General features: G+C 59.8%; 13 protein-coding genes. 3 read left to right on the top strand and 10 right to left on the bottom strand.

Annotation, left to right across the window (positions count from 1 at the left end):
• Positions 1–24: 24 nt before the first annotated feature.
• From RV1423_RS03190 to RV1423_RS03155, 8 genes are all read right to left on the bottom strand, one after another.
• Positions 25–1326: a hypothetical protein gene (locus tag RV1423_RS03190; protein ID WP_034292992.1), complete on the bottom strand. Its 1302-nt coding sequence runs from the start codon at positions 1324–1326 to the stop codon at positions 25–27.
• A 53-nt stretch (positions 1327–1379) separates the two neighbouring features.
• Positions 1380–2147 carry a peptidylprolyl isomerase gene (locus RV1423_RS03185; RefSeq protein ID WP_034292990.1) on the bottom strand — a complete coding sequence of 256 codons (768 nt, stop codon included), beginning with the start codon at positions 2145–2147 and terminating at the stop codon, positions 1380–1382.
• Between the two features lie 18 nt (positions 2148–2165).
• The gene (gene narI, locus RV1423_RS03180) at positions 2166–2849 is read right to left on the bottom strand and encodes a respiratory nitrate reductase subunit gamma (RefSeq protein ID WP_034292986.1); all 684 of its coding nucleotides are present in this window, start codon (positions 2847–2849) and stop codon (positions 2166–2168) included.
• 32 nt (positions 2850–2881) lie between these two features.
• The gene (gene narJ, locus RV1423_RS03175) at positions 2882–3556 is read right to left on the bottom strand and encodes a nitrate reductase molybdenum cofactor assembly chaperone (RefSeq protein WP_034292984.1); all 675 of its coding nucleotides are present in this window, start codon (positions 3554–3556) and stop codon (positions 2882–2884) included.
• Between the two features lie 26 nt (positions 3557–3582).
• Positions 3583–5136, bottom strand: a complete 1554-nt coding sequence (narH, locus tag RV1423_RS03170; protein ID WP_034292982.1) for a nitrate reductase subunit beta — start codon at positions 5134–5136, stop codon at positions 3583–3585.
• Positions 5133–8897, bottom strand: a complete 3765-nt coding sequence (locus RV1423_RS03165) for a nitrate reductase subunit alpha (protein WP_034292980.1) — start codon at positions 8895–8897, stop codon at positions 5133–5135. The genes narH and RV1423_RS03165 overlap by 4 nt, the downstream gene beginning before the upstream one ends.
• A gap of 227 nt (positions 8898–9124) precedes the next feature.
• Positions 9125–10507, bottom strand: a complete 1383-nt coding sequence (locus tag RV1423_RS03160) for a NarK family nitrate/nitrite MFS transporter (protein ID WP_034292978.1) — start codon at positions 10505–10507, stop codon at positions 9125–9127.
• A gap of 24 nt (positions 10508–10531) precedes the next feature.
• A complete protein-coding gene (locus RV1423_RS03155; protein ID WP_034293170.1) occupies positions 10532–11776 on the bottom strand; it encodes a nitrate/nitrite transporter in 1245 nt (414 codons plus the stop codon).
• 530 nt (positions 11777–12306) lie between these two features.
• Between RV1423_RS03155 and RV1423_RS03150 the strand changes: the two genes are divergently transcribed.
• The 3 genes from RV1423_RS03150 to RV1423_RS03140 all read left to right on the top strand — a co-directional run bounded on the left by RV1423_RS03150 (position 12307) and on the right by RV1423_RS03140 (position 18965).
• Entirely contained in the window at positions 12307–12981 is a 675-nt protein-coding gene (locus RV1423_RS03150; RefSeq protein ID WP_231502031.1) for a response regulator transcription factor, read from the top strand.
• Position 12982: 1 nt separating this feature from the next.
• The gene (locus tag RV1423_RS03145) at positions 12983–14803 is read left to right on the top strand and encodes a hybrid sensor histidine kinase/response regulator (protein WP_051516441.1); all 1821 of its coding nucleotides are present in this window, start codon (positions 12983–12985) and stop codon (positions 14801–14803) included.
• A 352-nt stretch (positions 14804–15155) separates the two neighbouring features.
• Positions 15156–18965, top strand: a complete 3810-nt coding sequence (locus RV1423_RS03140; protein ID WP_197034863.1) for an Ig-like domain repeat protein — start codon at positions 15156–15158, stop codon at positions 18963–18965.
• A gap of 176 nt (positions 18966–19141) precedes the next feature.
• Here RV1423_RS03140 and RV1423_RS03135 read toward each other — a convergent pair whose 3' ends face one another.
• Positions 19142–23818, bottom strand: a complete 4677-nt coding sequence (locus RV1423_RS03135) for a hypothetical protein (protein WP_155835008.1) — start codon at positions 23816–23818, stop codon at positions 19142–19144.
• Between the two features lie 523 nt (positions 23819–24341).
• Positions 24342–25517: an esterase-like activity of phytase family protein gene (locus tag RV1423_RS03125; RefSeq protein ID WP_034293167.1), complete on the bottom strand. Its 1176-nt coding sequence runs from the start codon at positions 25515–25517 to the stop codon at positions 24342–24344.
• Between the last annotated feature and the right edge of the window lie 25 nt (positions 25518–25542).

Here is a 25542-nt window from a genome sequence, read left to right as displayed (position 1 = left end):
GCCGCAAAGCCAGTTGCAACTAGTTCATTTGGGGGATATCGCGGCAGCCGGAAACAGGATCGCGCTCAGTTCGCGCCGGTAGCGCAGCAGGCAATGCAATAGCAGTATCGCCATGCACGCCTGCGATACAGCGAAAGCCAGGCCGGCCGCCACGGCCAGTACAGCCGGCGCCAACGGCAGCAATAGCAGCAGTAGCAAAGATAGCGCCGTCAGGCTGGCCTGCCAGCGCAGCCGCCGCGGCGGCAGGATCGCCTGCATGGCGACGACCCGCTGCCCCATCGGCGTGTGTCGGCGCAGATGCAGGAACACCAGAAAAGGAATGATCTTGCCCAGCATGGCGTTGACCGGCATGACCGCGCCGCCCACCAGCGCCAGCGTACCTATCCACCATGGCAGCGCCGCCGCCAGCCGGTGCGGCAAGACGGGGGAAAATGCGGCGTCGACGGCGACCAGCGCTGCCGCCAGCAACCAACTGGCGGCGCACATCAGCCACAAAGGCCAGGCCGGATCAAAACGGCGCCTGGCGCGCCCGAGCACATAAAGACCTGTTGCCGCCAGCGTTCCGACCACGGCGCAGCCCAGATACAGGGAAAAACGCCACCAGCCCGGCCAGAGCGCGCACAGCAGCGGCAGCCACAGCAATCCCGGCAGACCGGCCTGCCAGCGCGCCGAGGGACGAGCCGTCTGCCAGAACATGGGCACGGTAGTGCTCGCCACACCGGCCAAGAGACTCGCAATCCAACCCAGCAGCCCCCATGCAACATGCAATTTCAGCATGTGCAGCACATCAATGCGCCACCATCCGGAAAACTGGCCGGCCATCGCGACGCCAAGTGCAACTGCCATGGCCAAAGCCAGCACGATCCAGCGCAAGGTGCGGGTAGTCGCGTCCGTCGCCCGCACGCGCCAGGCGGCTGCCGCCAGCGCGCACGCCACCGCGCCGTATAACAGGCTGGCCAATCCTGCCGCCAGCATGAAACCTGGCGCCCATCCGAACAGAAAACCTGCGCACAGGCCGGTTGCGACCAGTGCCGATCCGACCGCTACATAGGGCGCAATCCTGCGTGCCGCCGCGACAGACTGCCCGGCCGCCACCGGCATGAGCTGGAACAAGGCGCCGATCATGACCGGCGCCAGCATGCCCAATACCAGGCAATGCGTGACCGCCAGCGTGATCGGTGCGAACCGGTCAGGCAAGCCCTGCGCCGGTCCGAACGCCAGCAGCAGGCCCGCGATCATGCCCAGCCAGGGCGCCGGCAGCAGGCAACCGAACACCGTCACCGGCGATGGCGCCAGTTGGTAATTGAGGATTCTTGCTGTCGCCACAGGTCAATGCAGACGGCGCAGTTGGCCGGGCCCCTCGGTCACGGGGATGCCCGTTACTGCACCAGCGGGCTGTCGGCGCCCGGCAGGTCGATGCCTGAGATGCTGGCGCGGCCCACCAGCAGGTGCAGATACTGCCGCAGCGCATGGTCGTGGCTGGCCTGATGCATGGCCTTGGCGATGCCGGGTTCAATCTGGTCAAACGACGGCAGCGCGCCGTCGAGCTTGCGGCCGACCTGGATGATGTGCAGGCCGAACCGCGTCTCCACCAGACGCGGGATGATGCTGCCCGCCTCGGCGGCAAACAGGGCCCGTTCAAATTCCGGCACGGTGGCGCCGGGGGCGATCTGCCCGAGGCTTCCGCCGAGCTCGCCGGAAGCACAATTGGAATTGGCCTTGGCGCACTCGGCGAACAGTTGCGGATTCTCCAGCAGGTCCGCCAGCACCACGCCGGCATGATGGCGCAAGGCGTCCAGATCGACTCCCGGAGTGACCTGGAACAGGATGTGGCTGGCTTCGGCCAGCGCGCCCACCCTGAAGCGTTCGGGATAAGCGTGATACTGGCGCAGGCATTCGTCGCGCTGCGGCGCCGGCACGCGCACTTCCTGCCGCAACAGGGCGTCGATCAGCGCCTCGTCGGATTGCTCCCGGGCGCCGTCGGCGGGGGCCTGCACCTGCAGCCGGCGCGCCTCGTCCAGCAGCACGCGCCGCAACACCAGGGCGGTCATGGCGCTCTGCATTGCATCCCGGGCGCCCTGATGGAGCGGTAGCTCCTGCTCCATCTCGGCATCCGTCAATTCATATCCATTGACTACGACTGGCATCTGATTCTCCTTTGATGATCAGCGCGGCCGCACCAACTGCCACGCGCGGTTGAGATAAGTGACCGAGGCAAAACCGCTCCATACATGCACCAGCCGGGTGAACGGAAAGATCACAAACAGGCTGAGTCCCATGAACAGATGCAGCTTGAACAGCAACGGCGCGGCAACGATGAAATCGGCCGCATCGCTTCTGAAGGTGACGATATGCTGGGCCCAGGTCATCAGCAATACCATCATGTGGCCGTCGCGATGACTGGCCGATTCGAAGATGGTCGACAAGCCCAGCCCCAGCGTGATGAAAATCCACACCAGCAACACCTTGTCGCCGACTCTGGTGACGGCGGAAATGCGCGGATCGGTCAGCCGCCTGTGCATCAGGATCAGCAGCCCGAGCATGCACAGGGTGCCAAAGACGCCGCCGGCGACCATCGCTATCATCTGCTTGAAGCTATGCGTGACTCCGAGCATGTCCCATACCGCGACCGGCGTCAGCAGACCGACCAGGTGGCCAAAGAACAGCCCGAGCACGCCGACGTGGAACAGGATGCTCCCCACGCGCAGATTGCCGGCGTGAAGCATCTGGGACGAGTCGCTCTTCCAGGTATATTGTTCGCGCTCAAAGCGCACGAGGCTGCCCAGCAAAAAGATGGCCAGCGCCACATACGGATAGATGCCGTAGATGAATTGATGCAAGTAAGTCATGATGGTCTCGCCTGTTGACTATTGACTATTAACTATTGACAAGAGGACGGCAACGGACCGGCTGCGGCAGTCTTCGTTTGCCTGGGATAAAAATTGACGGTATGCGTGCCCGACAGCATCGGCTTGAGCAAAGGCTCGACGCCGTCGGCGCCGGGACCGAAGGTTTCCATCGCCTCGTCCATGTCGCGTACCGGCGGCTCGCCCTGCTCCTGCGGCACGACATCGGTCAATGTCGTCAACACCAGCAAGGCATTGGCATAGGGACTGCCTTTGCGCAGCAGGCGCGCGCCGATGGCGGCGATCACATGAATCGCCTCGCCCAGCAGCTTCTCGGCGGTCTCCGGCTCCACCAGACTGAGGAATTCCAGGAACAGCGGCACGTAATCCGGCAATTCGCTGATCTCGGGTTCAAAGCCGTAACGGCGATATTCCTCGATCAGATCGACCATGGCCTGGCCGCGGTCGCGGCTCTCGCCGTGGATATGTTCGAACAGATGCAGGGCCACCGAAGGTGTGCGGTCGAACGTGCCGACATAGTTTTCCTGCAGGCTGATCAGATCGGTCGCCTTCAGAAAGTCCAGCAGTTCCTCCAGCGCGTCCAGCGTCTCGGGCTCGTCCTGCAAGGCCAGTTCTATCTCGGCAATGGCGGCGATCAACTCCGGCTGCGGATAACTGAGCAACGCCGACAAGATGCGATAAATTTGCATACGATTTCCTTTCGTTGGTAGCGGCGTCAATCGGTTGTCTGCAATTTCTTGCGCGACTTCGGCATATCGACAAAAATCACGCTTCCCTGCGGCTTCTTGCCAAACAAGGCGCCGTCGGAAACGCCGCCCGAGCAGCCATTGCCGAAGGTGAACCCGCAACTGCCTTTTTCGTTGAAGCTGTCTTCCACCATTTCCTTGTGCGATGACGGAATCACGAACCGGTCTTCATAGTTTGCAATCGCCATGGTCTGATACATGTCTTCGACCTGCGCCGCACTCAGGCCGACCTGCTTGAGCAGCTCCAGATCGGACTGGCCATGTACGGTTTCAGAGCGCTTGTAGGCGCGCATGGCCAGCATCCGCTTGAGCGCCAGCAGGATGGGCTGTTCCTCGCCGGCGGTCAGCAGATTGGCCAGATAGCGCACCGGAATGCGCAAGGACTTGACGTCGGGAATCATGCCGTCCATGCCCATGTGGCCGGCCTGCGCCGCCTGCTGGATGGGCGACAGCGGCGGGATGTACCAGACCATCGGCAAGGTGCGGTATTCAGGATGCAGGGGGAACGCAATCTTCCATTGCATCGCCATCTTGTAGACCGGCGACTTTTGCGCCGACTCGATCCAACTGTCCGGGATGCCATGCTTGCGCGCTTCGGCGATCACGGCCGGGTCATGCGGATCGAGGAAGCAGTCCAGTTGCGCCTGATACAGATCCTGTTCATTGGCGGTCGCGGCGGCGGCTTGGATCTTGTCTGCGTCATACAGCAGCACGCCGAGGTAGCGGATACGGCCCACGCAGGTTTCCGAGCATACGGTCGGCTGGCCGGCCTCGATGCGCGGATAGCAGAAGGTGCATTTTTCCGCCTTGCCCGAACTCCAGTTGTAGTAGATCTTCTTGTAAGGGCAGCCGGAGATGCACATGCGCCAGCCCCGGCACTTGTCCTGGTCAACCAGGACGATGCCGTCGTCTTCGCGCTTGTAGATCGAGCCGGACGGACATGAAGCCACGCAGGCCGGATTCAGGCAGTGTTCGCACAGCCGCGGCAGGTACATCATGAAGGTCGATTCGAAGGTGCTGTACATCTCTTTTTGCATGCCTTCAAACAGCGCGTCCTTGCTGCGCGCGCTGAATTCGCCGCCCAGATCGTCTTCCCAGTTCGGTCCCCAGACGATCTTCTCCATCTTCTTGCCGGTGATGACTGAAATCGGACGCGCCGTCGGCGGCGTCTCTGACAGCGGCGCGTTCTGCAAGCGCTCGTAGTCGAAGGTGAAGGGCTCGTAGTAATCGTCAATCGACGGCAGGTTGGGATTGGCGAAGATATTCGCCAGGATGCGCATCTTGCCGCCTTGCCGGGGTTCCAGTCCGCCTGCCTCGGTACGATGCCAGCCGCCCTTCCACTTGTTCTGGTTTTCCCATTCCTTCGGATAGCCGATGCCCGGCTTGGTCTCGACGTTGTTGAACCACGCATACTCCACACCGTCGCGGCTGGTCCAGACATTCTTGCAGGTCACCGAACAGGTATGACAGCCGATGCATTTATCCAGATTCAACACCATACCTACTTGTGCACGGATCTTCATGATGCCGACTCCTCTTTCATTCCGCTTTCCAGTGGTTTTTCCAACCGTTCGTCCAGCTTGCCTTCCAGCCAATCCACTTTTTTCATCTTGCGCAAGACCACGAATTCATCGCGGTTGCTGCCAACCGTGCCGTAATAGTTGAAGCCATATGCCAGTTGCGCGTAACCGCCGATCATATGGGTTGGCTTGAGCACGGCGCGGGTGACCGAGTTATGGATGCCGCCGCGTTTTCCGGACAGTTCCGCCCCGGGCGTATTGATGATCTTTTCCTGTGCGTGATACATCAGGCACATGCCCTTGGGCACGCGCTGGCTGACCACCACCCGCGCCGTCAGGGTGCCGTTGCTGTTGAATACCTCCACCCAGTCGTTGTCGACCAGGCCGGCCTCTTTCGCCTCGATCTCCGAGACCCACACATGCGGGCCGCCGCGGCTGAGCGTGAGCATGCGCAAGTTGTCCGAATAAGTCGAATGGATCCCCCATTTCTGGTGCGGAGTAAGAAAATTGAGCACGATTTCCTTTTCCCCGTTGGGCGACTTGTTGAGCATCGGCGCGACGGTCTTGGTATCGATGGCCGGCTTGTACACGCACAGGCCCTCGCCAAAATCCAGCATCCAGCGGTGATCCTGATAGAACTGCTGGCGGCCGGTGAGCGTGCGCCACGGGATCAGTTCATGCACATTGGTGTAGCCGGCGTTGTAGCTGACTTCTTCCGACTCCAGGCCCGACCAGGTCGGCGCCGAAATGATCTTGCGCGGCTGCGCCTGCACATCGCGGAAACGGATCTTGTCATGTTCGCGCCCCACCGCCAGATGCGTGTGATCGCGGCCGGTGATCTTGCCCAGCGCTTCCCAAGCCTTGACCGAGACGTGGCCATTGGTTTCCGGTGCGAAAGTCAGGATCATTTCGCAGGCGTCAATCGCCGTTTCCAGGCGCGGACGGCCTTGCGAGACGCCCGCTTCGGTCACTACCTTGGTGATGCCGCCGATTTCATGCACTTCATGTTCGGTGTTCCAGTTGATGCCCTTGCCGCCGTTGCCGAGCTTGTCCAGCAAGGGGCCGATGGAAGTGAACTTCTTGTAGATGTCCTTGTAGTTGCGCTCCACCACCACGAAACTGGGCGCTGTCTTGCCGGGAATCAGATCGCACTCGCCCTTTTTCCAGTCCTTCGGTTCAAAGGCCTGGCCGAGTTCGCCCGGGGTGTCGTGCATCAAGGGTTGCAGCACGATGTCCTTGCGCGTGCCGAGATAGTCGCCGCCGATTTCGGTGAATTTCTTGGCGATGCCTTTGTAGATTTCCCAGTCGGTCTTGCTTTCCCACAATGGTTGCACGGCTTCGCTCAAAGGATGAATGAAGGGGTGCATGTCGGACGTGTTCAGATCGTCTTTTTCATACCAGGTCGCAGTCGGCAGCACGATGTCGCCGTACAGGCAGGTCGTGCTCATGCGGAAGTCCAGCACCGTCAGCAAATCCAGCTTGCCTTCCGGGGCTTGTTCGTGGAATTTCACCTCCGACGGCTTCACCGCCTGGTCGGGATCGTCAAACAAGGCGTTTTGCGTGCCCAGCAGATACTTGAGGAAATATTCATGCCCCTTGCCTGAGCTGCCGAGGATGTTCGAGCGCCACACAAACATGTTGCGCGGGAAATTCTTGGGATTGTCGGGGTCGTCGCAACTCATGTTGACCGCGCCCGACTTCAGGCTTTGCTTCAGATAGTCGGCCGGCTCCATGCCGGCTGCGGCAGCCGCATCGCAGACATCAAGCGGATTGGTTTCAAGTTGCGGCGCCGAGGGCAGCCAGCCCAGACGTTCGGACTTGGCGTTCATGTCGATCATGCTCATGTGGCTGATCTTGGATTTGTCCGCGGTCGGCGCCAGGATTTCATCGATATGGAGCTTTTCATGGCGCCACTGGCTGGTGTGCGCATAGAAGAAGCTGGTGCCGTTCATCTGCCGTGGCGGACGGGTCCAGTCGCTGGCGAACGCCAACGGCGCCCAGCCGAACTGCGGCCGCAGTTTTTCCTGGCCGACATAGTGCGCCCAGCCGCCGCCGGATTGGCCGACACAGCCGCACATCATCAGCATATTGATGATGCCGCGATAGATCATGTCATTGTGATACCAGTGGTTCAAGGCCGCGCCCACGATCACCATGCTCTTGCCATGGGTGTCATGCGCATTCTGCGCAAATTCGCGTGCAACCTGGATCACCAGGTCGCGTTTGACGCTGGTATGCTTTTCCTGCCATGCGGGCGTATAAGGAATATCGTCGTCGTAGGAATGCGCTACCGCGCCGCCCAGTCCCTGGTCAACGCCATAGTTGGCCAGCAACAGGTCGTACACGGTGGCCACCAGGGCTTGCGAGCCGTCGGCCAGCGTGATTCTGCGCGCCGGCACGTTGCGCATGACCATGTCGTTGGCGTCGGCGCCGCCGAAATAGCTGAAGCCGACACTGACCACCTGGTCATGCTGGGCGACCAGACTCAACAGCGGATCGATCTCGCGGCCGCTGCCGCCGTCGCGCGATTCGAGGTTCCAGCGGCCGACCTTCTCGCCGTCATTGACCTTGCCTTCGCCCCAGCGGTAACCGATGGAACCGTTGGGCGCAACGATCTCGCCCGTGCTTTCATCGATAGCGAGCGTTTTCCAGTCGGGGTTGTTCAGTTCATGCAGGGAACCGGGCAATTGCGAGGCCCGCAGCATCTGATCGGCCACATGGCAATCGTCGCGTTCCACCAGCCGCACCAGCATCGGCATGTCGGTATATTGCTTGGCGTAGTCGCGGAAATAGTCGGACTTGCCGCTCAGGTGAAACTCTTTCAGGATCACATGCCCCATCGCCATGGCCAGCGCGGCGTCGGTGCCTTGTTTCGGCGCCAGCCAGATGTCGCCGAACTTGACCATTTCGCCGTAATCGGAGGAAACCGCGACGGTCTTGGTGCCCTTGTAACGCACTTCGGTATAGAAGTGGGCGTCCGGCGTGCGTGTCTGCGGCACATTGGAACCCCATACCATCAGATAGGTGGAGTTGTACCAATCCGCCGATTCCGGCACGTCGGTCTGTTCGCCCCACACTTGGGGGCTGGCCGGCGGCAGATCGCAGTACCAGTCATAAAATGACAAGCAGGCGCCGCCGATCAGGCTGAGATAACGCGCGCCGGCGGCATACGACACCATCGACATGGCCGGAATCGGCGAAAAGCCGACCACCCGGTCGGGGCCGAATTTCTTGATGGTGAAGGCGTTCGCCGCGGCAATGATTTCCTGCGCGGTATCCCAGTCGGCGCGCACAAAACCGCCCAGGCCGCGCACCGACTTGTAACGCTTGGCTTTGACCGGATCCTGGCTGATCGCTTCCCAGGCTTCGATCGGCCCCATGGTCTTGCGTGCTTCCTGCCACATTTCCATCAGGCGGCCGCGAATCATCGGATACTTCACACGCTGTGCGGAATACACGTACCAACTGTACGAAGCGCCGCGCGGACAGCCGCGCGGTTCGTGATTGGGCAAATCCGGCCGGGTGCGCGGATAATCGGTCTGCTGGGTCTCCCAGGTGATCAGGCCATTCTTGACATACACCTTCCAGGAGCAGGAACCGGTGCAGTTCACGCCGTGCGTGGAACGCACGATCTTGTCATGCTGCCAGCGGCTGCGGTAGGCGTTTTCCCATTTCCGGTCTTCCTCGACTACCGCCCCATGACCATTGGCGAAGCTGGACTTCACCCGCGACATGAACTTCAATCTATCCAGAAAATGACTCATCGTACACTCCATATCAGGCGAGCAAAGCGCTCACATCATTTCTTACCTGTCGCCAGTGTATGGATCGGGCCTCTGAGTGAACATTCTTCGGTGCGGTGTGCCGGCCAGTGCATTGGCACTAGTGCCGACTAGTTCTTAAGAACTAGGACGCGCGCCGCAGCCGCAAAAAAGCAAAAGCCTCGCCGGCGCATATCGCCGGACGAGGCCTGATTGACGGGACGGTTGTTTCAGCAGGGAATTTCCGCCCCCTTGCGCGAGTAATACCACCAGGTGATCGCCATGCAACTGATGTAGAAGGCAATGAAGGCATACAAGGCGAAATCCGGTGCGCCGGTTATCTTGATGGAGGTTCCGAAACTCTGCGGGATGAAGAATCCGCCATAGGCGCCGATTGCCCCTGAAAAACCCAGCACCGCAGCCGACTCCTTGGCCGCATCCATGCGCGCTTGCTTGAGCGCCGGCTCGCCCTGGCCGGCGACGGCTCGCTCGCGTTCGGTCTGGAAGATCAGCGGAATCATGCAAAACGTCGACCCATTGCCAATGCCGGTCAGGATGAACATGCCGATAAAAGCTCCCAGGAAGATGCCGAACTGGTGTTGATGCAAGGCCGGCAATATACCGGCAACGATGATCGCCGCCATCCCGGCGAATACCCAGAAGGTCAGGCGGGCGCCGCCGATCTTGTCGGAGATCATGCCGCCCACCGGCCGCGCCAGCGCGCCGGCCAGCGGGCCGAGAAACACCAGCCTGGCAACATCGACTTCAGGAAACTGGACCTTGAGGAGCATCGCAAAGCCGGCCGAAAAACCGATGAAGGAACCAAAGGTGCCGGTGTACAGCCAGCACATGAGCCAGTTGTGCTTGCGTTTGAAAATCACTGCCTGATCGGCGAACGAGGCTTTGGCCGAGGCGATGTCGTTCATGCCGAACCAGGCGATCACCGTCGCCGCCGCGATGAACGGCACCCAGATAAAGCCGGCGTTGGCCAGCCAGAACAGATGGTCGGCCCCGGTCTTGGCATTGTGGAACAGGAAGCCATCGCCCGATATGGCCACGCCGAACATGGCCGAAGAAATCACGAACGGCGTCAGGAACTGCACCACCGACACGCCCAGATTGCCGACACCGGCATTCATGCCGGTCGCATAGCCCTTGCGCGCCTTGGGAAAGAAAAAACTGATATTGGCCATGCTGGAGCTGAAATTGCCGCCGCCGAAACCGCACAGCAAGGCCAGCACCAGCAGGGTCGAATACGAAGTGCCAGGGTCTCTCAGCGCAAAGCCCATGCCGATGGCGGGAATGAGCAAGGAAGCGGTGGAAATCGCCGTCCATCGGCGGCCGCCGAACACCGGCACCAGGAACGAATAGAAAATGCGCAAGGTCGCGCCGGACAAGGCCGGCAAGGCGGTCAGGAAAAACAGTTGATCCTTGCTGAACTGAAAACCCGCCTTGTCCAGATTGACGGCGACCACGCTCCACAACATCCAGATCGAGAACGCCAGCATCAGGCACGGAATCGAAATCCATAGATTGCGGTTGGCGATGGCGCTGCCCTGTTTGGTCCAGAACTCGGAATTCTCCGGTTCCCAGCTACTCAATACATGACTCATGTCAAACTCCTGTGATTGTCGAATTTAGTGCCGCAAAGTCGCCTGCGCCGCCAGCATGCCTTCTCTGCGGAACTGAAAATGCATCCATACCAGCGACACGCATACAGTGCCGTACAGCAGCATGAAGCAGGAACTGCTTACTCCCGTCAGATCGACCACGGCGCCGAACAGAATCGGCAGGATGAAGCCGCCCAGCCCGCCGGCCAGGCCGACCACGCCGGAGACGGCGCCGATATTGCTGGAGTAATCGTCGGAGACGAATTTGAAGACCGAAGCCTTGCCGACCGCCATGGCGATGCCGACGATGAACAGGATCGAAGTGAACACCACCGGACTCAGACTGATGTGGAAAGTCTGCAAGCCGCTGACCGTCTTGACCGTGAAATCGGTCTGCGGATAAGACAGCAGGAAGAAGGCGACCCAGCACACCCACATCACCCGCCAGGTCACCTTGTAGGCGCCGTATTTGTCGGACAGCCAGCCGCCGAAGGCGCGCAGGATGCCGCCCGGCAAGGAAAAACAGGCTGCCAGCAGGGCTGCGTGGCGGATGTCGAAGCCATATTCGGTCACATAGTATTTGACCATCCACAGACTCAGGCCCACATAGCCGCCGAACACCACCGAGTAATACTGGCAATAGCGCCAGACCTTGGGGTCCTTGAGCATCCTGAACTGAGCGCCCAGGCTCAAATTCGATTTCACGATATGGCTGGGATCGCTGGCCGAAAGCACCCAGAAGATCAGCGCCGCCGCCAGCATCAGGCCGGCATAGACCTTGGGCACCAGCGTCCAGCCGGCGGCCGCCATCAATACCGGCGCGACGAATTTGTTGACCGCGGCACCGGAATTGCCGGCGCCGAAAATGCCCATCGCCAGGCCCTGCCGGTCCTTCTTGAACCAGCGCGCGACATACGGCGTGCCGACCGAAAACGAACCGCCGGCCAGACCGACGAACAAGCCCAGCACCAGGAAATGCCAGTATGCAGTGGCATAGGCAATCAGATAGATCGGCAGCACGGTAAACAGCATCAGGCAGAAAAACACGATGCGTCCGCCGTAGCGGTCGGTCCAGATCCCCAGCGGCACCCGTATCAGCGAGCCGGTCAACACCGGCATGGCAGTCAGCAGGCCAAACTCTGTTTCATTCAGATGCAAGGTATTCTTGATCGGAATGCCGATGACGCCAAACATCATCCAAATCGTAAAACATATGGTAAAGGCGAGCGTACTGCCCCCCAATACCGAATAGGCCTTGCCCTCTCGTTCCATGATTCGCCCCCTGTTCCATTTGTAAGTGCTTATCAGCTTATACAGGAAAACCGGCGCCAGGAATTCCTCTAAGGGCTGTGCCGGAGCAGGCAAAAGGAGAAGCATCCTGGCCGAAAGAACTAGTCCTTTCCGCCATTGCCGCAGCGGCCATGACCATCGGCGACAGCGCAATGCAGCGGTCGCCGGGGCCGTCGAATATGGCAGGCTGATGACGTTGTAGGCGGCGCTGCCGGAGGTGACGATCACGACAAAGCGCAGCCCTTGCGCAAAGCTGTAGCTGTTGAGCATGGATAAGGCGATGCCTTGCGCATCTTTCTGGCTCACCCAGTCCAAACGGACTATACCGGCATCGATTCGATTCGCTCACAATGCGCGCTCAAGCTGGCGCCGGCAGCCGACAATGCAGCTACGCCGTCCAGGCAGGACACGTCCGCCTTACTGGCGTTGTAATATTCAGGTATAGGATTGCGGCCTGGCGAATATGAAGTTTTTATGTCCGTCGAGCCGAATCATCGAATAGCGCAGTACAGATGGCATTCGATCGAAGTAAGTTGATGCAAATGGAATTGCAAGGGGCTGCTGTAGTGACACCAATGATAAAAATATTGTTAATCGACGATCATGCGCTGTTTCGCTCCGGATTGCGCATGGTGCTGGCAACCGGATTGGAGGATACGGAAATCCAGGAGGCTTCTTCGATGGAGGAAGCCATGCAGTTGCTGAACGAGCCGCCTTCAATCCTGCTGCTCGATATTCAGTTACGCGGCTTGAACGGGCTGGACGGCATTGCCCTGCTCAAGCGTAAATGGCCTGCTACACCGGTAGTGGTCCTGTCGTCCGACGATACCGAGAAAGCCGTAAGTGAATCCATCAGGCGCGGAGCAACCGGCTTTGTGTCGAAAAACGATTCTGCCGATCACATTCTTTCCTTCATCCGGCTGGTTTTACGAGGAGGATGCAACAGCGATAAGCCAATCGACTGCGCCTCGGAAACCGAGCAATCCGGCAAGCTGCACCTGACGCCGCGGCAACTCGAAGTGCTTGATTTCCTGTGCCAGGGATTGTCGAACAAAGCCATCGGGCGGCGCATGGATCTCTCCGAAAATACGATACGCGGGCATGTCCAGGCAATCCTTGCGGCGTTGCAGGTGGAAAGCAGGTCGCAGGCGGTCGCCTCGGCGCATCGACGCGGATTGGTGCACTAGCATGCAAATAGTCGTGCCGGGATCAAAAGAAGAACGTATCCAGATCGAACAGATCAGACTCCTGCTCGGCAATTTGGGGAGCTCGGCCATCCCGGGGATTCTGGTTGCGCTTGTGATGGTCTATTCGCTTTACAACAAAAGCAATCTTGTCGCACTCCTTGTCTGGTGCGCACTGGTAATCGTATCGAAGCTGTTCGACGTCTTTGATGCCCGGCGTATCCTGGCGTCGTCGATTTTGCCGGGAGACGTCCCCTCCTTGATACGACGCCTGGTGACATTGCACGCAATCGACGGCGCGGTATGGGGTTCGCTGGCATGGATAACGCTGGGTACCGCCTCCCCTTCAGGCAGCGTCCTGGTTCTGGCGGTATTGTCGGGCATCGTCGGCAATTCGATGTCGCTGTTGTCCCCTGTGCTGCCGGCATTCTTTGCGTTCTGTGTGCTGGAGCTGGGCATGATTGCGACCAAGGTCTGGCAATTCCATGAAGTCGCGTTTAACGCACTGGGCATCGCCGCGGTCCTTTACGTTTGCACATTATTGGTACAGGCGCGCAACAGCGCGAGAGCATCGCGCCAGGCCATCGAACTGCGTTTCGAGAACGTCGACCTGGTACAGCGCCTGCGGCTTGAGTCGGAAAAATCCCAACAGGCCATGCATAAGGCTGAACAGGCCAATATCGCCAAGTCCAGATTCCTTGCCGCAGCCAGCCATGACCTGCGCCAGCCGATTCACGCGCAAGGCCTCTTTCTTGAAGTGCTGGCGCGGACAGAGCTTGCTCCGGCCCAGCGCCAGTTGATTGCCAGTATCCGTTCGGCATCAGACGCATCGGCCGACATGCTGCATACCTTGCTGGATTATTCGAGAATCGAGGCCGGCGTGGTTGAACCGCAGCTTCATCCTTTCAAACTGCAATCGCTGATGAACAAGATCGAGAATGAACTTGCGCCGCAAGCCGATGCCAAGTCGATCGTCTATCGTTCGCGCGAAACCGATGTCGTTGTCATGTCGGACCCGGCTCTGGTCGAGCTGATTTTGCGTAATCTCGTGTCAAATGCCATTCGCTATACCGTCAATGGGGGCGTATTGATCGGTTGTCGCAGGCGAGGCGGCAATGTTTGGCTTGAAGTATGGGATACCGGTATCGGCATTGCCCCTTCACAGCAAACGGAAGTCTTCCGCGAATTTCATCAGCTTGGCAATCCCGAACGGGATCGTCAAAAAGGACTGGGCTTGGGATTGGCGATTGTGCAGGGACTGGCGGCTGTGCTGGGGCATGAACTGTCGTTGCTGTCAGTGCCGCATCGAGGCAGTGTGTTCAGACTCGTCATGCCGACGGCAGTTCAGCCTTTCAGTCCCGAAGCGCCTCAAAGCGTGCCGGCTGATAAACACCCGGCTTTGCCCGAGGCGCACATCCTGATCATTGATGACGACCAGATCGTCCGCGCCGGCATGGTTCAATTGCTGAGCGATTGGGGATACCACTGCATGGCGGCCGACTCAATAGAAGAGGCGCTATGGCTGACCAGATCCCGGCGTCCCGACATCATCATCAGCGACTACCGCCTGCGTGAACAGCGTACGGGCACAGAAGCAATCCAGGCCATTCGCGCGGAATGCGGAATGGATCTTCCCGCGCTGCTGATCACCGGCGATACTGCTCCGGCCCGACTACGAGAGGCCCGCGCCAGCGGTTTGCCGCTCTTGCATAAGCCGGTGTCCCCTTCGCAACTGCAGAGTTGGCTGGCAAGTGTTCCGTCCGTTGCGGTTAACGATCCCGAGCCGCCGGACGATCAACCCGCAACGTTTTCAACACCGGTTTAGTACGCGTGGAGCCATCGATAGCATGGCTCTGCCCTCCCGACGCCTGAAAATTCACCCCCAACGCCATGCCCGGACCCGCAAGGTATTGATGACGCGACCTTGCGTGTCGACTTGCCGGTCCCGCCTGAAGTCCTTCGCAACCGTCTTCTGTTAAAACGTTCGCACAGTCCATTCGGACTATATGTCACGCAGTCGTTTCTATGTATAGTCTGCTGCCGATGCTTTGGCTCGGCGAGTCCTGGTTGTGTCTCGATTCGCGCATGGCGCAGTGTGCTGCCGCCATGTTGACACACCATACCAGGTGGAGGCCGTCGCCAAGGCCGTCCAGATAAGAATACGGAAGATGAGTGTAGTGAATAATTCTAAAAAAAACCTGCGGGCGCACGGGGAAAAACAAGCTGGCGGGCTGCTGACGCGGACTATCCGCGCTGCCATTTGCAAAGGCGTACTGGCATTGATCGCGTGGTGTTGCACCCTGTCCATGGCACAGGCGGGAGCCACCACCGCCCTTGCGGACGGCACAGTGGGCGTGTCTTATAACCAGACGTTCGTGATTCCGTCGAATGGGATGTGTCCGCAACTGACCTTCGTGTACAGCAATTGGATCAATGGACTCACATTGAATCCCGCCTCAACCGATCCCAACTTTTGCACTTACTATGTGGCCGGTACTCCGACCCAGGCAGGGACCGCGTCGCTGACGGTCACGCTTAGCGATACCAACGGCGTGCCAATCGACACATTTTTCTACACCATCACGGTTGCGCCCTATGTTGCGACGTCGGTTACGTTGTCGTCTTCCTCCGGGTCAGTAGGCTTTGGGACGGCGGTCACCCTCACCGCACACCTTGCCGGCAGCATCGCAGGCAGCGGCAACGTCACCTTCATGGATGGCGCATCGACGCTGGGAACGGCAACCATCTCCGGCGGCAACGCGAGCCTGATCACGTCTGCATTGACCGCGGGAGTACATTCCATCACAGCGGTCTTCAGCGGCGATTCGACCACTTCGACGCCGGTGACGGTGTCGGTGGCACAAGCGACGCCGTCCATTGCGCTGAGTGCCTCGTCAACCTCGATTACCTACGGCAGCACGGTGACGCTGACCGCCGCGCTGACTGGCGGCGCGGGCATTTCCGGCACGGTCACATTCAAGGACGGGGCGACCACGCTGGGAAGCGGCACCCTGTCCGGCGCCGCCGCCAGTTTCTCCATTTCGTCCCTCGGAGTGGGTACGCATACCATTACCGCGGTCTATGGCGGCGATGCCAATTACGCCAGCGCCACATCATCGTTACTGACAGTGGTGGTGGCACAGGCGGCGCCGTCCGTTGCGCTGAGTGCGTCGTCAACCTCGACTACCTACGGCAACACGGTGACGCTGACCGCCGCGCTGACCGGCGGCGCGGGCATTTCCGGCACGGTCACATTCAAGGACGGGGCGACCACGCTGGGAAGCAGTACCGTGTCCGGCGCCGTCGCCAGCTTCGCCACTTCGTCCCTCGCGGCAGGTACGCATACCATTACCGCGGTCTATGGCGGCGACGCCAATTACGCTAGCATCACGTCATCGTTGCTGACAGTGACCATCGCTCAGGCGACGCCTGCGGTGATGTTGTCGACATCGGCGACATCGGCAGCATACGGCGCCGCAATCACCCTGACCGCCAACGTGTCCGGGACCGGCTCGCCCAGCGGCACCGTCACCTTCAAAGACGGCGGCACCACGCTTGGTACCGGCGTCATCTCGGGCGGCGCGGCCATCCTTTCCGTCTCTACGCTGACGGTGGGACCGCATTCCATTACCGCAGTCTACGGCGGCGATGCCAACTATGCCGCCGCCACCTCGTCAGCCGTGTCGGTTGCGATGACGCAGGTGACGCCGGGTATTGCGGTAACGGTATCGTCGGCATCAGTCAGTGTCGGCAGTGCGGTGACCATTAGCGCCACCCTGACGGGGGCTGCTTCGCCGGGCGGAACCGTCACGTTCAAGAATGGCACAGCGACTCTGGGTACTGCCAGTATTTCCGGCGTTACGGCGATCTTGACGACATCTTCGCTGACGGTCGGCCCGCATAGCATCACCGCAGTGTATGGCGGAGACGCCAACAACATCGCCGTGACTTCCGGCGCGGTGTCCGTATCCGTGGTGCAAATGACGCCGACCGTTGCACTCGGTCTGTCTGCCGCATCGGCACCTTACGGCACGGCGTTGATATTGACCGCGACATTCAGCGGCGGCAGCGCGCCAGGCGGAACGGTGGTGTTCAAGGATGGCGCGTCCACCCTCGGCAGCGCGGGCGTTTCCGGCACAACGGCAACGTTGAGCATCGCCACCCTCGCAGTGGGCCTGCATACTTTGACGGCCGAGTACGGCGGGGATGCCAATAATACGACCGCCGTCTCGGCTGCGGCATTGGTGACGATCGCCAAGGTCGCTCCGACGATCGTCGCCTCTGCGTCGGCAACTTCGGTCAGCGAACGTGCACCGGTCATATTGACGGCGACACTGAGCGGCGGCAGCGCACCGACAGGAACCGTCAGTTTCAAGGACGGTTCCACCGTGATCGGCAGCGGCACGGTCTCCGGCACGACTGCAACCTATACCACCTCGACGCTGTCGGTCGGAGTGCATTCGATCACCGCAGCATATGGCGGGGATACCAATAATGACGCGATGACATCCGGTGCCTTCACGCTGACGGTGGCCAGCACCAGCCCGGCGATCGCCTCGCTGTCGCCAGCCGGCGGCCCGGCCCTGGGCGGCACCCGTGTCGTCATCAGCGGCGCCAACCTGGGCGGTGCCAGTGCCGTATCGTTTGGAGGGGTGGCAGCGAAGATTGTCGCCAATGCAGTCAATGCAATCACCGTGACCACGCCTGCGCATGCAGCAGGCGCAATCGATGTAGTCATTACTACCGCAAACGGTACCGTTACCGGGTCTGGCGTATTTGTCTATGCGGCCTTGCCTGACCCGACCAAAAATGCCGCGGTGACGGCATTGATGGCGGCGCAAACGCAAGCGGTCCAGCGTTTTTCCAGTGCGCAGTTGAACAACTTCAACCAACGTCTGGAAACCTTGCACGGAGATGGTTGGGCACGCTCCTCCTTCGGTTTGAGCGTCAATCCCGCGGCGACTTCCGGCAGCACCGATAATTTCTGGGCCGTCAATGGCGACACCGTCAACTACGCAGGCACCGGCCTGGAGGCCCTGCGCCGCGGTCTGCGCAGAACCAGTCCGGCGGCACAATCAACAGCGACGCCGACGCACGCGGAGGATGAAGGCCTGCCCGACTTGCCGCAATCGCCAGGTGCGGCAAGTCGGCAAGAGATGTCGTGGTGGATCGGCGGCGCATTAGACCTGGGACAGCAAAAATCCAATGGCGTCCAGAGCGGCTTCAAGCTGACGACCAGCGGCATCAGCTTCGGCGGTGATTATCGTGTCGGCAGCAAGCTGACGCTGGGCCTCGGCGCAGGCTACAGTCGCAGCAATTACACTGCCGACGATGCCAGCGCCAGGAGTGTCGGTCAGGCTGTCATGATGGTCGCTTATGCCAGCGTCCGGCCCGCACCGCAAGTATATGTGGATGTCGTAGCCGGTTATGGTGCGTTGCATTTCGACCTGATGCGCTACGTAAGCGATGCCGGCGTCAACGCCAGCGGTTCGCGCGGCGGCCGTCAGTTGTTCGGGTCGTTGACGGCGGGCTATGAATGGCGTGGCGACAATTGGATGCTGTCGCCTTTCGGACGTGTCGATATCGCGCGCGCAAGACTGGACCGTTATACCGAAAGCGGCAACGGCGCCGGCGCTCTGACGTATTTCGGGCAAACTGTCCGCAACGACGCGGCGTCGTTGGGTATGCGCGGCGAGCTCAGCTATCATCTGGCCGTCGGCACGCTGGTGCCGCAAGCCAGAATCGCCTATCAGCACAGTTTGCAAGGCGCCGGTCAGGCGGCCATGACGTATGCGGATCCGACCTTGTCCAGTCCGATATACACCGTCGCAGACACTTCTCAGGATAACAGCCAGTGGTTGGGTGGGCTGGGGTTGAAGCTGTTGCTAAAAAACGGTATTGCGCTATCGCTGATGTACAGTCACAGCATTGCCAATTCCCAGACCAGCACGCAGTCGGTCAATGTCAATGTGACCGGCAAGTTCTAGGCGACACCTGCACACCGGCTCAATACAGGGAGCGCGGCCGACCGCACTCCCTGTATGTTGGAACGGGCAAGCCAAGCCGCTCGGCATGCCGCGGTGAAGGCGTTCCCAATACCCCCGACTTAAGCAACTCTATCGAGCGGCGCAGTAGGAAAACCGTTTCCCCATCGTTCGCGCCGTTACACTTTATCCTTCTCTTTCCCCTTCTTCTTCACTGTCGCAGAGTCATTGCCGCCCAGCTCATCGTACTTGCCAGTCAGGCCATCCAGCCATACCGCATAGCTGCTGACCGAGGCATAGTCTTTCAATTCGGCGGTCAGGTCGCGTACGGTATCTCTTGCCCTTTCGTCTGGCTTCAGGCCGGGCCTTCCGTCGGCCAGCGTCAATTGTTCATATTGCTGATGCGCCGCGTAGGCGCGATAGTTGATGACGTGCAGGAGGTTGCCTGCCGAGTGTCCAGTTCCTCCCGCTTCGACTTTGAAGGCCCTCGCCTCGCCGCCCTCTGGCCGGATGATGTAATACCCGTCGGCCCCCACGCCGACGGCAATCGCACGACGATCGTCGACCGGAACCTTGTCGTAGGTCCGGTTCAATCTGGTCGGATTGTCGAGGTCGACATGCCCGTGTTCGTCGACACCGAACATGTCGATCGGCAGCCGCAGCATGTTCATGACGGTCCAGGCCAGCAACTCGCCAGGCTGGCCATTCGGCAAACGGTCGGCGGCATCGCCTGGCAGCGCGGCATAGATGTCGGCGATCTTCCTTGCCTCAGCCTTGACGGTCTTGCGCGCCTCAAGCATGGCCTTGCCGTCCTCCGTCGAATAGAAGCCCTGCTTTATCCTGCGCTCTTCATGGGGAGCATTCTCCGAAGCCCAGTCCAGGTAGGCGCGTATTGCCGATTCCTTGTCCGACATCGCGGCGTTGATCGCGTCCTTGGTGATCCTGGGAGCGTAATCGGAATTGAACGGATGCCGCCAACGCGCCTTTTCCGTCGTCAGCGTCGGCGTTTCCATCTTGGTGCCGAGGTAATAGCTCTTGATTGCGTTGTCATATACCGCCTCATCGTTGCGGCCGTCATAGCGGTAAAGATGGCCGGAGACGGGGTGCAGCATCTCGAGGCCGTCGTCTTTCGGGCCGAGTTTTCCTTTTTCAAAATCAAGATAACGCTGCTCCATTTCGACAGTATCGGCCTCCTCCATATAAGCAACCCGACTGATCTGGGTCGCCAGATCGGCCTCCTCTCCCGGCGCCAGCTCAGGCGGAGGCGGTGTCGGGTCGATGTGACGCACCCGGTACATTGTGCCGGGAGGATTGAGCGATTCCGCCTGCCCGAGGTCGGTCTTGGGAGTGATGACCACGGCGCGCGTCCTGATGGCGAGCTTGACGCTGCGCTCTTCCGGCAGACTGCCGAACCCCAGCGCCTGCCCGAACGCTGCGGCCAGCCTGGACGACATCGTGGAAGAAAGAACCTCGGTCAACATGACCAGGTCGCCAGGCTTGACATGCACCGAATCGTCTCCCGGATCGGCGGTAAGATACGGCGCTTCCGGTCCGACCGCGCGCTGCACGATGGCGGAGAATTTCGGCGAACAGCGTATCGCCAGGTTGATATAAAGCGCACCGATAGGATGGTAGAAGTCTGCGCCGCCGGTACGGCGCCACGGCGATGCGCCCTCGGTATGGCCGCGTCTGTTGATGGCCTGCAGTTCAAGTTTGATGCCCTCGACGATCGTCTGGCGGAATTTCTGTCCGGTTTTATCCCAGCGCAGACCGTAATGGAAAGGCCCTGAATTGAAGGTGTACTTGACGATATAGTCCAGTGTTTCAAGCTTGAGCAAACGCGGCAGTTCCGAACCGTCAGGCAGCCTCATGTCGTTCAGGCCTAGGGCGTTCAGCATCCGATTATGCGTAGGCAATGCGAACTCCTGCGCAGTCTCGCTCCAGGTTGTTGCATTGAGCGGAATCGTCGCGCTATCGTGGAGCGATAACGGCGTCGACTTTTTACCGCCTGTCGGTCTTGTCCTGCCGTCATGGCTTACCTTGACCGGATAAGGAATATGCCCGAGCGCGGCCTGCGCTTCGTCGCTGCTGTTCAATTGTTGTTGCCGGTCCAGTTCACGCATGAACTTGGCGCTTCCTTTGGGCAATTGCCTGCGATTGCTCCGCATTGCGGTGGGACCTCCCTGCGCGGCCTTTCCCGCCTGGGAGTCGAGCACCATCTGCTGCATCTTCGCGTCGAGCCCGCGCTCATGCTCCTCTGCTTCTCCCGGCTCAGCCTTTTGTGCGCGGATAGCGGCGTCGACATCGTCGAGTTCGCTCTGGATCGGCCCTTTCGACCTGAGCAACACGCGGTTGCCGTGGCGCTGGACATCGTCAAAAAAGCTGTTGCAGACCTTGACCAACTCCGTCAGCCCGACTTGATCCGCAGATTTCTGCAGGAGACTATCGGCCTTGGCCAGCCCTGCGTCGCCAACGCCGATAAGCAATTCCGGCAGGTTGAAAAGCGCAGCGCCGGAACGCGACACCTGACCGTAGTAAGCACCGGCGTTGGGTCCCGTCGTACCGAAGTAATTCAGCATATTGCCGATGATCGGCATCAGCAGTTTATAAGGGCCATGCGTGATCATGCGAGTGATCATCCCTTCCCGCATGTTTGCAGTCACATGCGCGGGGTTGTATTCCGGCGAGCTGTAGCTGTTGCCTGCGCCGCGCGTCGCCGTCTCCAGAAGAAAACGACCGGTCAGGCGCAGGTTTTCGAGAATCACATTGTTGGCAGGTTCGCCAATGCGCCGGCCGAGAAAATTGTCCAGCGCGGCATTACCCAGCGACTGCGCCGCCAGCATGCCGATATCGCCGCCGCTGCCGCGACTGAAATGAAAACCCATTTGCACCAGCATGCTGGCCGACAGCCGCGCCATTTCAGGCAGTGTCGGCAACAGCACGTCATTAAGCAGGATCTGCACCTTGGTATCACGTTTGGTGAGACCGGCAGGAACAAAATAACCCAAGGCCCGATAAAGGACCGTCAACGAATTTTGGACAATCGCCATGGACGCAATCGCCAGAAAGATGATGCCGGGACTAACCTTTTTACCGCCGCCGGCGGCGCTGAAGCCGTGCGTTCCTCCGAATCGCGCACCGCTCTTCTCATGAGGCAATGCCTCCAGCAGCGTATTCATGACCATCACCAGGGCGCCGCTGACAACCGCCGAGACCAGTTTATTGGTGGCCTCTGTCACCCCGCCGCGCCCGCCTGCAAAGACGGGATTGCCGGTGGCCACGTTGGCGATCAACCTGGTCGAAGCAATGACATTCCCGGAAATCGCTTCGGTCATCTGCGTGAACAGGCGAAGTACCGCACCGCCTTGGTCGGCGCCCAGTTTGGACACCAGAAAATCGTTGGTGGTCCTTGCGACGCCGGCACCGGCCGGCCCCAGCAGAAAAGGTCCGGCAGGCAGGCGGCTGCCGCCCGGCACCACCAATTGCGGCTCCGCATGTCCGCTCTCGCTGCCCTCCAGACCGTTGTCGCCGCCATCATAGGAATAGGTGAAAATCTCCGGCCTGCCGTCCCCCGCGCCCTGGAAGTGGCCGAACGCCGCGGCCGGCCCCTTCTCCAGCAAGGCTTTGGGATTGCGCAGTTTGATCCATAAGCCGTTGTCGCCAAAGACGACCTGGTGGATGCTCCTGTCTTCCATCGTCAGGAGCAACGTGACATCCCGGCGTTCCACCGAGGTCTCGAGGTCGCGAAAATATGCCATCAATTGCCGCACGCTCAACTTCGCCGCCTTGACGCTTTCCTCCTGGCCTTTCGGTCCCATCACATCGATGTGCGCGATACCCTCGAAGCAGGCGATCACAGGACCCTCGGCCTGGAAGGCGCGGGGCTTGCCGTCGGGCCCTTTGGGTACCTTGAGCGGTTTGGAAGGCAAGTGCTGGAAGATATTCCAGGTGTTTTCGACCGCATCGTCGCTCATGTAAAAATCGTAGACGCCATTCTCGTCAACCCGCCCTACGCCTTGCGGCATCGCGTGCGTACTGTTGGCCCACATTTTTTTGTTCGCCATTTTTTTTGCGCCGAGACGCGCATCGACGAACATGTCGGTCGACTCCTTGATGTTCTCTCGCAGACGCAATGGCGCTGCGCGCGCCAGGCGCTTGCGCTGCGTGCGAAATGGGGTTTCCATTTCATCGGCGCCTGCTTTGGCGGCGTCCGCCTTATTCTTCCCTTTTATGGAAGCGCTGTTGGCGGCATTGACCTGCTCGATAGCGTGGTCCAGTTCATCCAGTGGTATCGGATGCTGATCGTCGCCCAGCACGAAGCGGTGCGTCTCCAGCCTGTCGTCCGCGCCTGGAGAAGTCTTAACGGGAATCTTCGTGTCCACCAGCACAAGTTGCTCATACATCAGGTAGCGCCCATGTTCGACTCCCACGATCAGAATCCCGGCATGGTCGTTAGGCTGCTTCAGTGTGTACCCGGCACTTGCCGAGGGCGCCGGCAATGCATTGTGCTTGGTGCAGAATTGCTGGAATTCCTGCATTGTCGAAGCGAAGGGAGTGAGCGTGTGATAGTAAGCCTCCTGAGCCGTGGGCGCGTTGCCGTCGAGGCGCAGGCTCTCCCGCTCCAGGTCGCTCTGTAATTGCCGCGTATGCTCGGCAAGTGCATCGAGTGCACCGGGTAATGTCATGCCTGCCTGCAGCATAAGCGGGCTGGAAGTGGATGCTTCCGCAGCGTCGTCAGGCCCCTGTAATTGGCGTTGCATCGTCGTGCCCGCAGCGGCCAATGCACTGCGGTTGGATTGTGTCGCTAGTTGCTCCTGCGGCGTCGGTGGATGACGGACGACAGGTGAATCCTGCATTTCGATTTCTCCGGTCGTCGGTGCGATCGGCGCGGACGATGAGGAGGCGGGTGTAGTTCTCTCAACCATAATAATTTTTCACTCGTTAGATGATGGGGACGGCAACAGTACGCCGTCGGCTCAGGCAAGCGTGGGTGTTGGCTGAGTTTGCCAAGGTTCCTTTGCTGGTACGGTCCTGTTTTCATCCTCAGATCTCTTTATTGCAGTTATGGCATTCGAGTTTGCGCGTACACAAAATAGAAAATGTCGCCATTGAATTCAATGAAAGTCATTGTTTGCAATGGTTACGTGGTAGTTTTATTTATTTAAAAAAACATTTAAAATAAATTTTCTAACACATTTTTATGACACGTCTATTAAAAATTGAATTCAAAAATATATATATTGGTACGTACCTATTTATAATAAAGAAATTCAATGAAAACGATTTCACGATCCCGAAGGCAAAGGGAAAGGCGTTTTTTATATTGGAATCTGTTGCCGGATTTTGGTTTTCCGGCGGCGGGAACAGCGTCAAGGCGGTTTAATCCTGCCTGGGCAGAACCTCGAACACCAGCAACTGCGTCACTTGAGATGCGGTGAAATTATTGTCGGAGACCAGCACCAGGCTGTCGTGGCCGTTGGCCAGTCTGGGGCCCCAGGCCATTCCTTCGAGGTTGTCGACCATCTCCAGTTGGCCATGATCGAAGTCCAGCAGCAGCCGTTTGGCGACAGGGGTGAAGCGGCTTGTCCGCAACGTATCGACATCGCGGATATCGCTGGCGCCGTCCACATCCATCTCGTAGAGACGGATATGAAAATGAAAAATGCCTTGCTTATCCTGCACCCCTGCGCGCTCGATCGCCAGCAGGCGATGATCGTCGACAGCCAGTATTTCCGACAGGCCGTTGTCGGCATAACGTCCGCCCGGCGCAACCGGAATCGGGTCGAGTGGATAGGCGTATTGCGCCGCCATGGCGCCGTCGCGCTCGTACTTCGTCACGCGCGCCATCGCACCTGCCTGCACTGTCGGCAGCGGCCCGTCCTGGTACAAGGGCGCCTCCATGCCGAGCCACAAATAGCGACCGTCGGGAGAGAAACTCAGGCCTTCAAAGGATAGGTTGTCGCGCGGGCCGCGCTCGCCGCGAAGATCGATGGCAAACATGGCGCCGACCGGAAAATTTCGCAATAGCCCACCGTCGCGCCCGGCCTGCCGGACGAACGGCGCCAACCCCAAGCGGCGGTAGCCTTCACTGGAATACCAGACGCTGCCGTCGTGCGGATCGAGCCGGATGGACTCGATATCCGGCACATCGCCGCCGCGTTTGGCGAACGTGGCGACGCTCGGATAAGTGCTGCCGTCAGCCTGGCGAAAAAACGTCACGCCGGTCAGCTCCACGCTGTCAAAGCCGTTGAGGTCGTATCGCAAGCGCAGGGAATAGAAGCGCGCCGGGTTGACCTCGGAACGATCATCGCTCTCGGCCAGCCAGGTGTCGGTGGCGGCATCGTAGTCAAGGCCCGACAAACCGCCCACGATCGTATCCATGAACGGCTGGTTGAGCGGTATGCGTTGTTCGCCGATAAGGCGCAGACTGCCCACACTGTGGGCTGCGGCGTAAGATGCTGCCTGGGTGTCGCGCTGCGACGGCGCGGAACAGGCCGATAACGCCAGCACGAACAGGATGAGGGCCTGCCACGATCGGTACAGGCGTCTATTCAAGTGCGTATTCGGGTGCTTGCTCACA

This window comes from Herbaspirillum sp. RV1423, from assembly GCF_000577615.1.
Taxonomy (GTDB): domain Bacteria; phylum Pseudomonadota; class Gammaproteobacteria; order Burkholderiales; family Burkholderiaceae_D; genus Herbaspirillum.
Note: the sequence above shows the minus strand (reverse complement) of the source record. Positions and strands in the feature narration are given on the sequence as shown.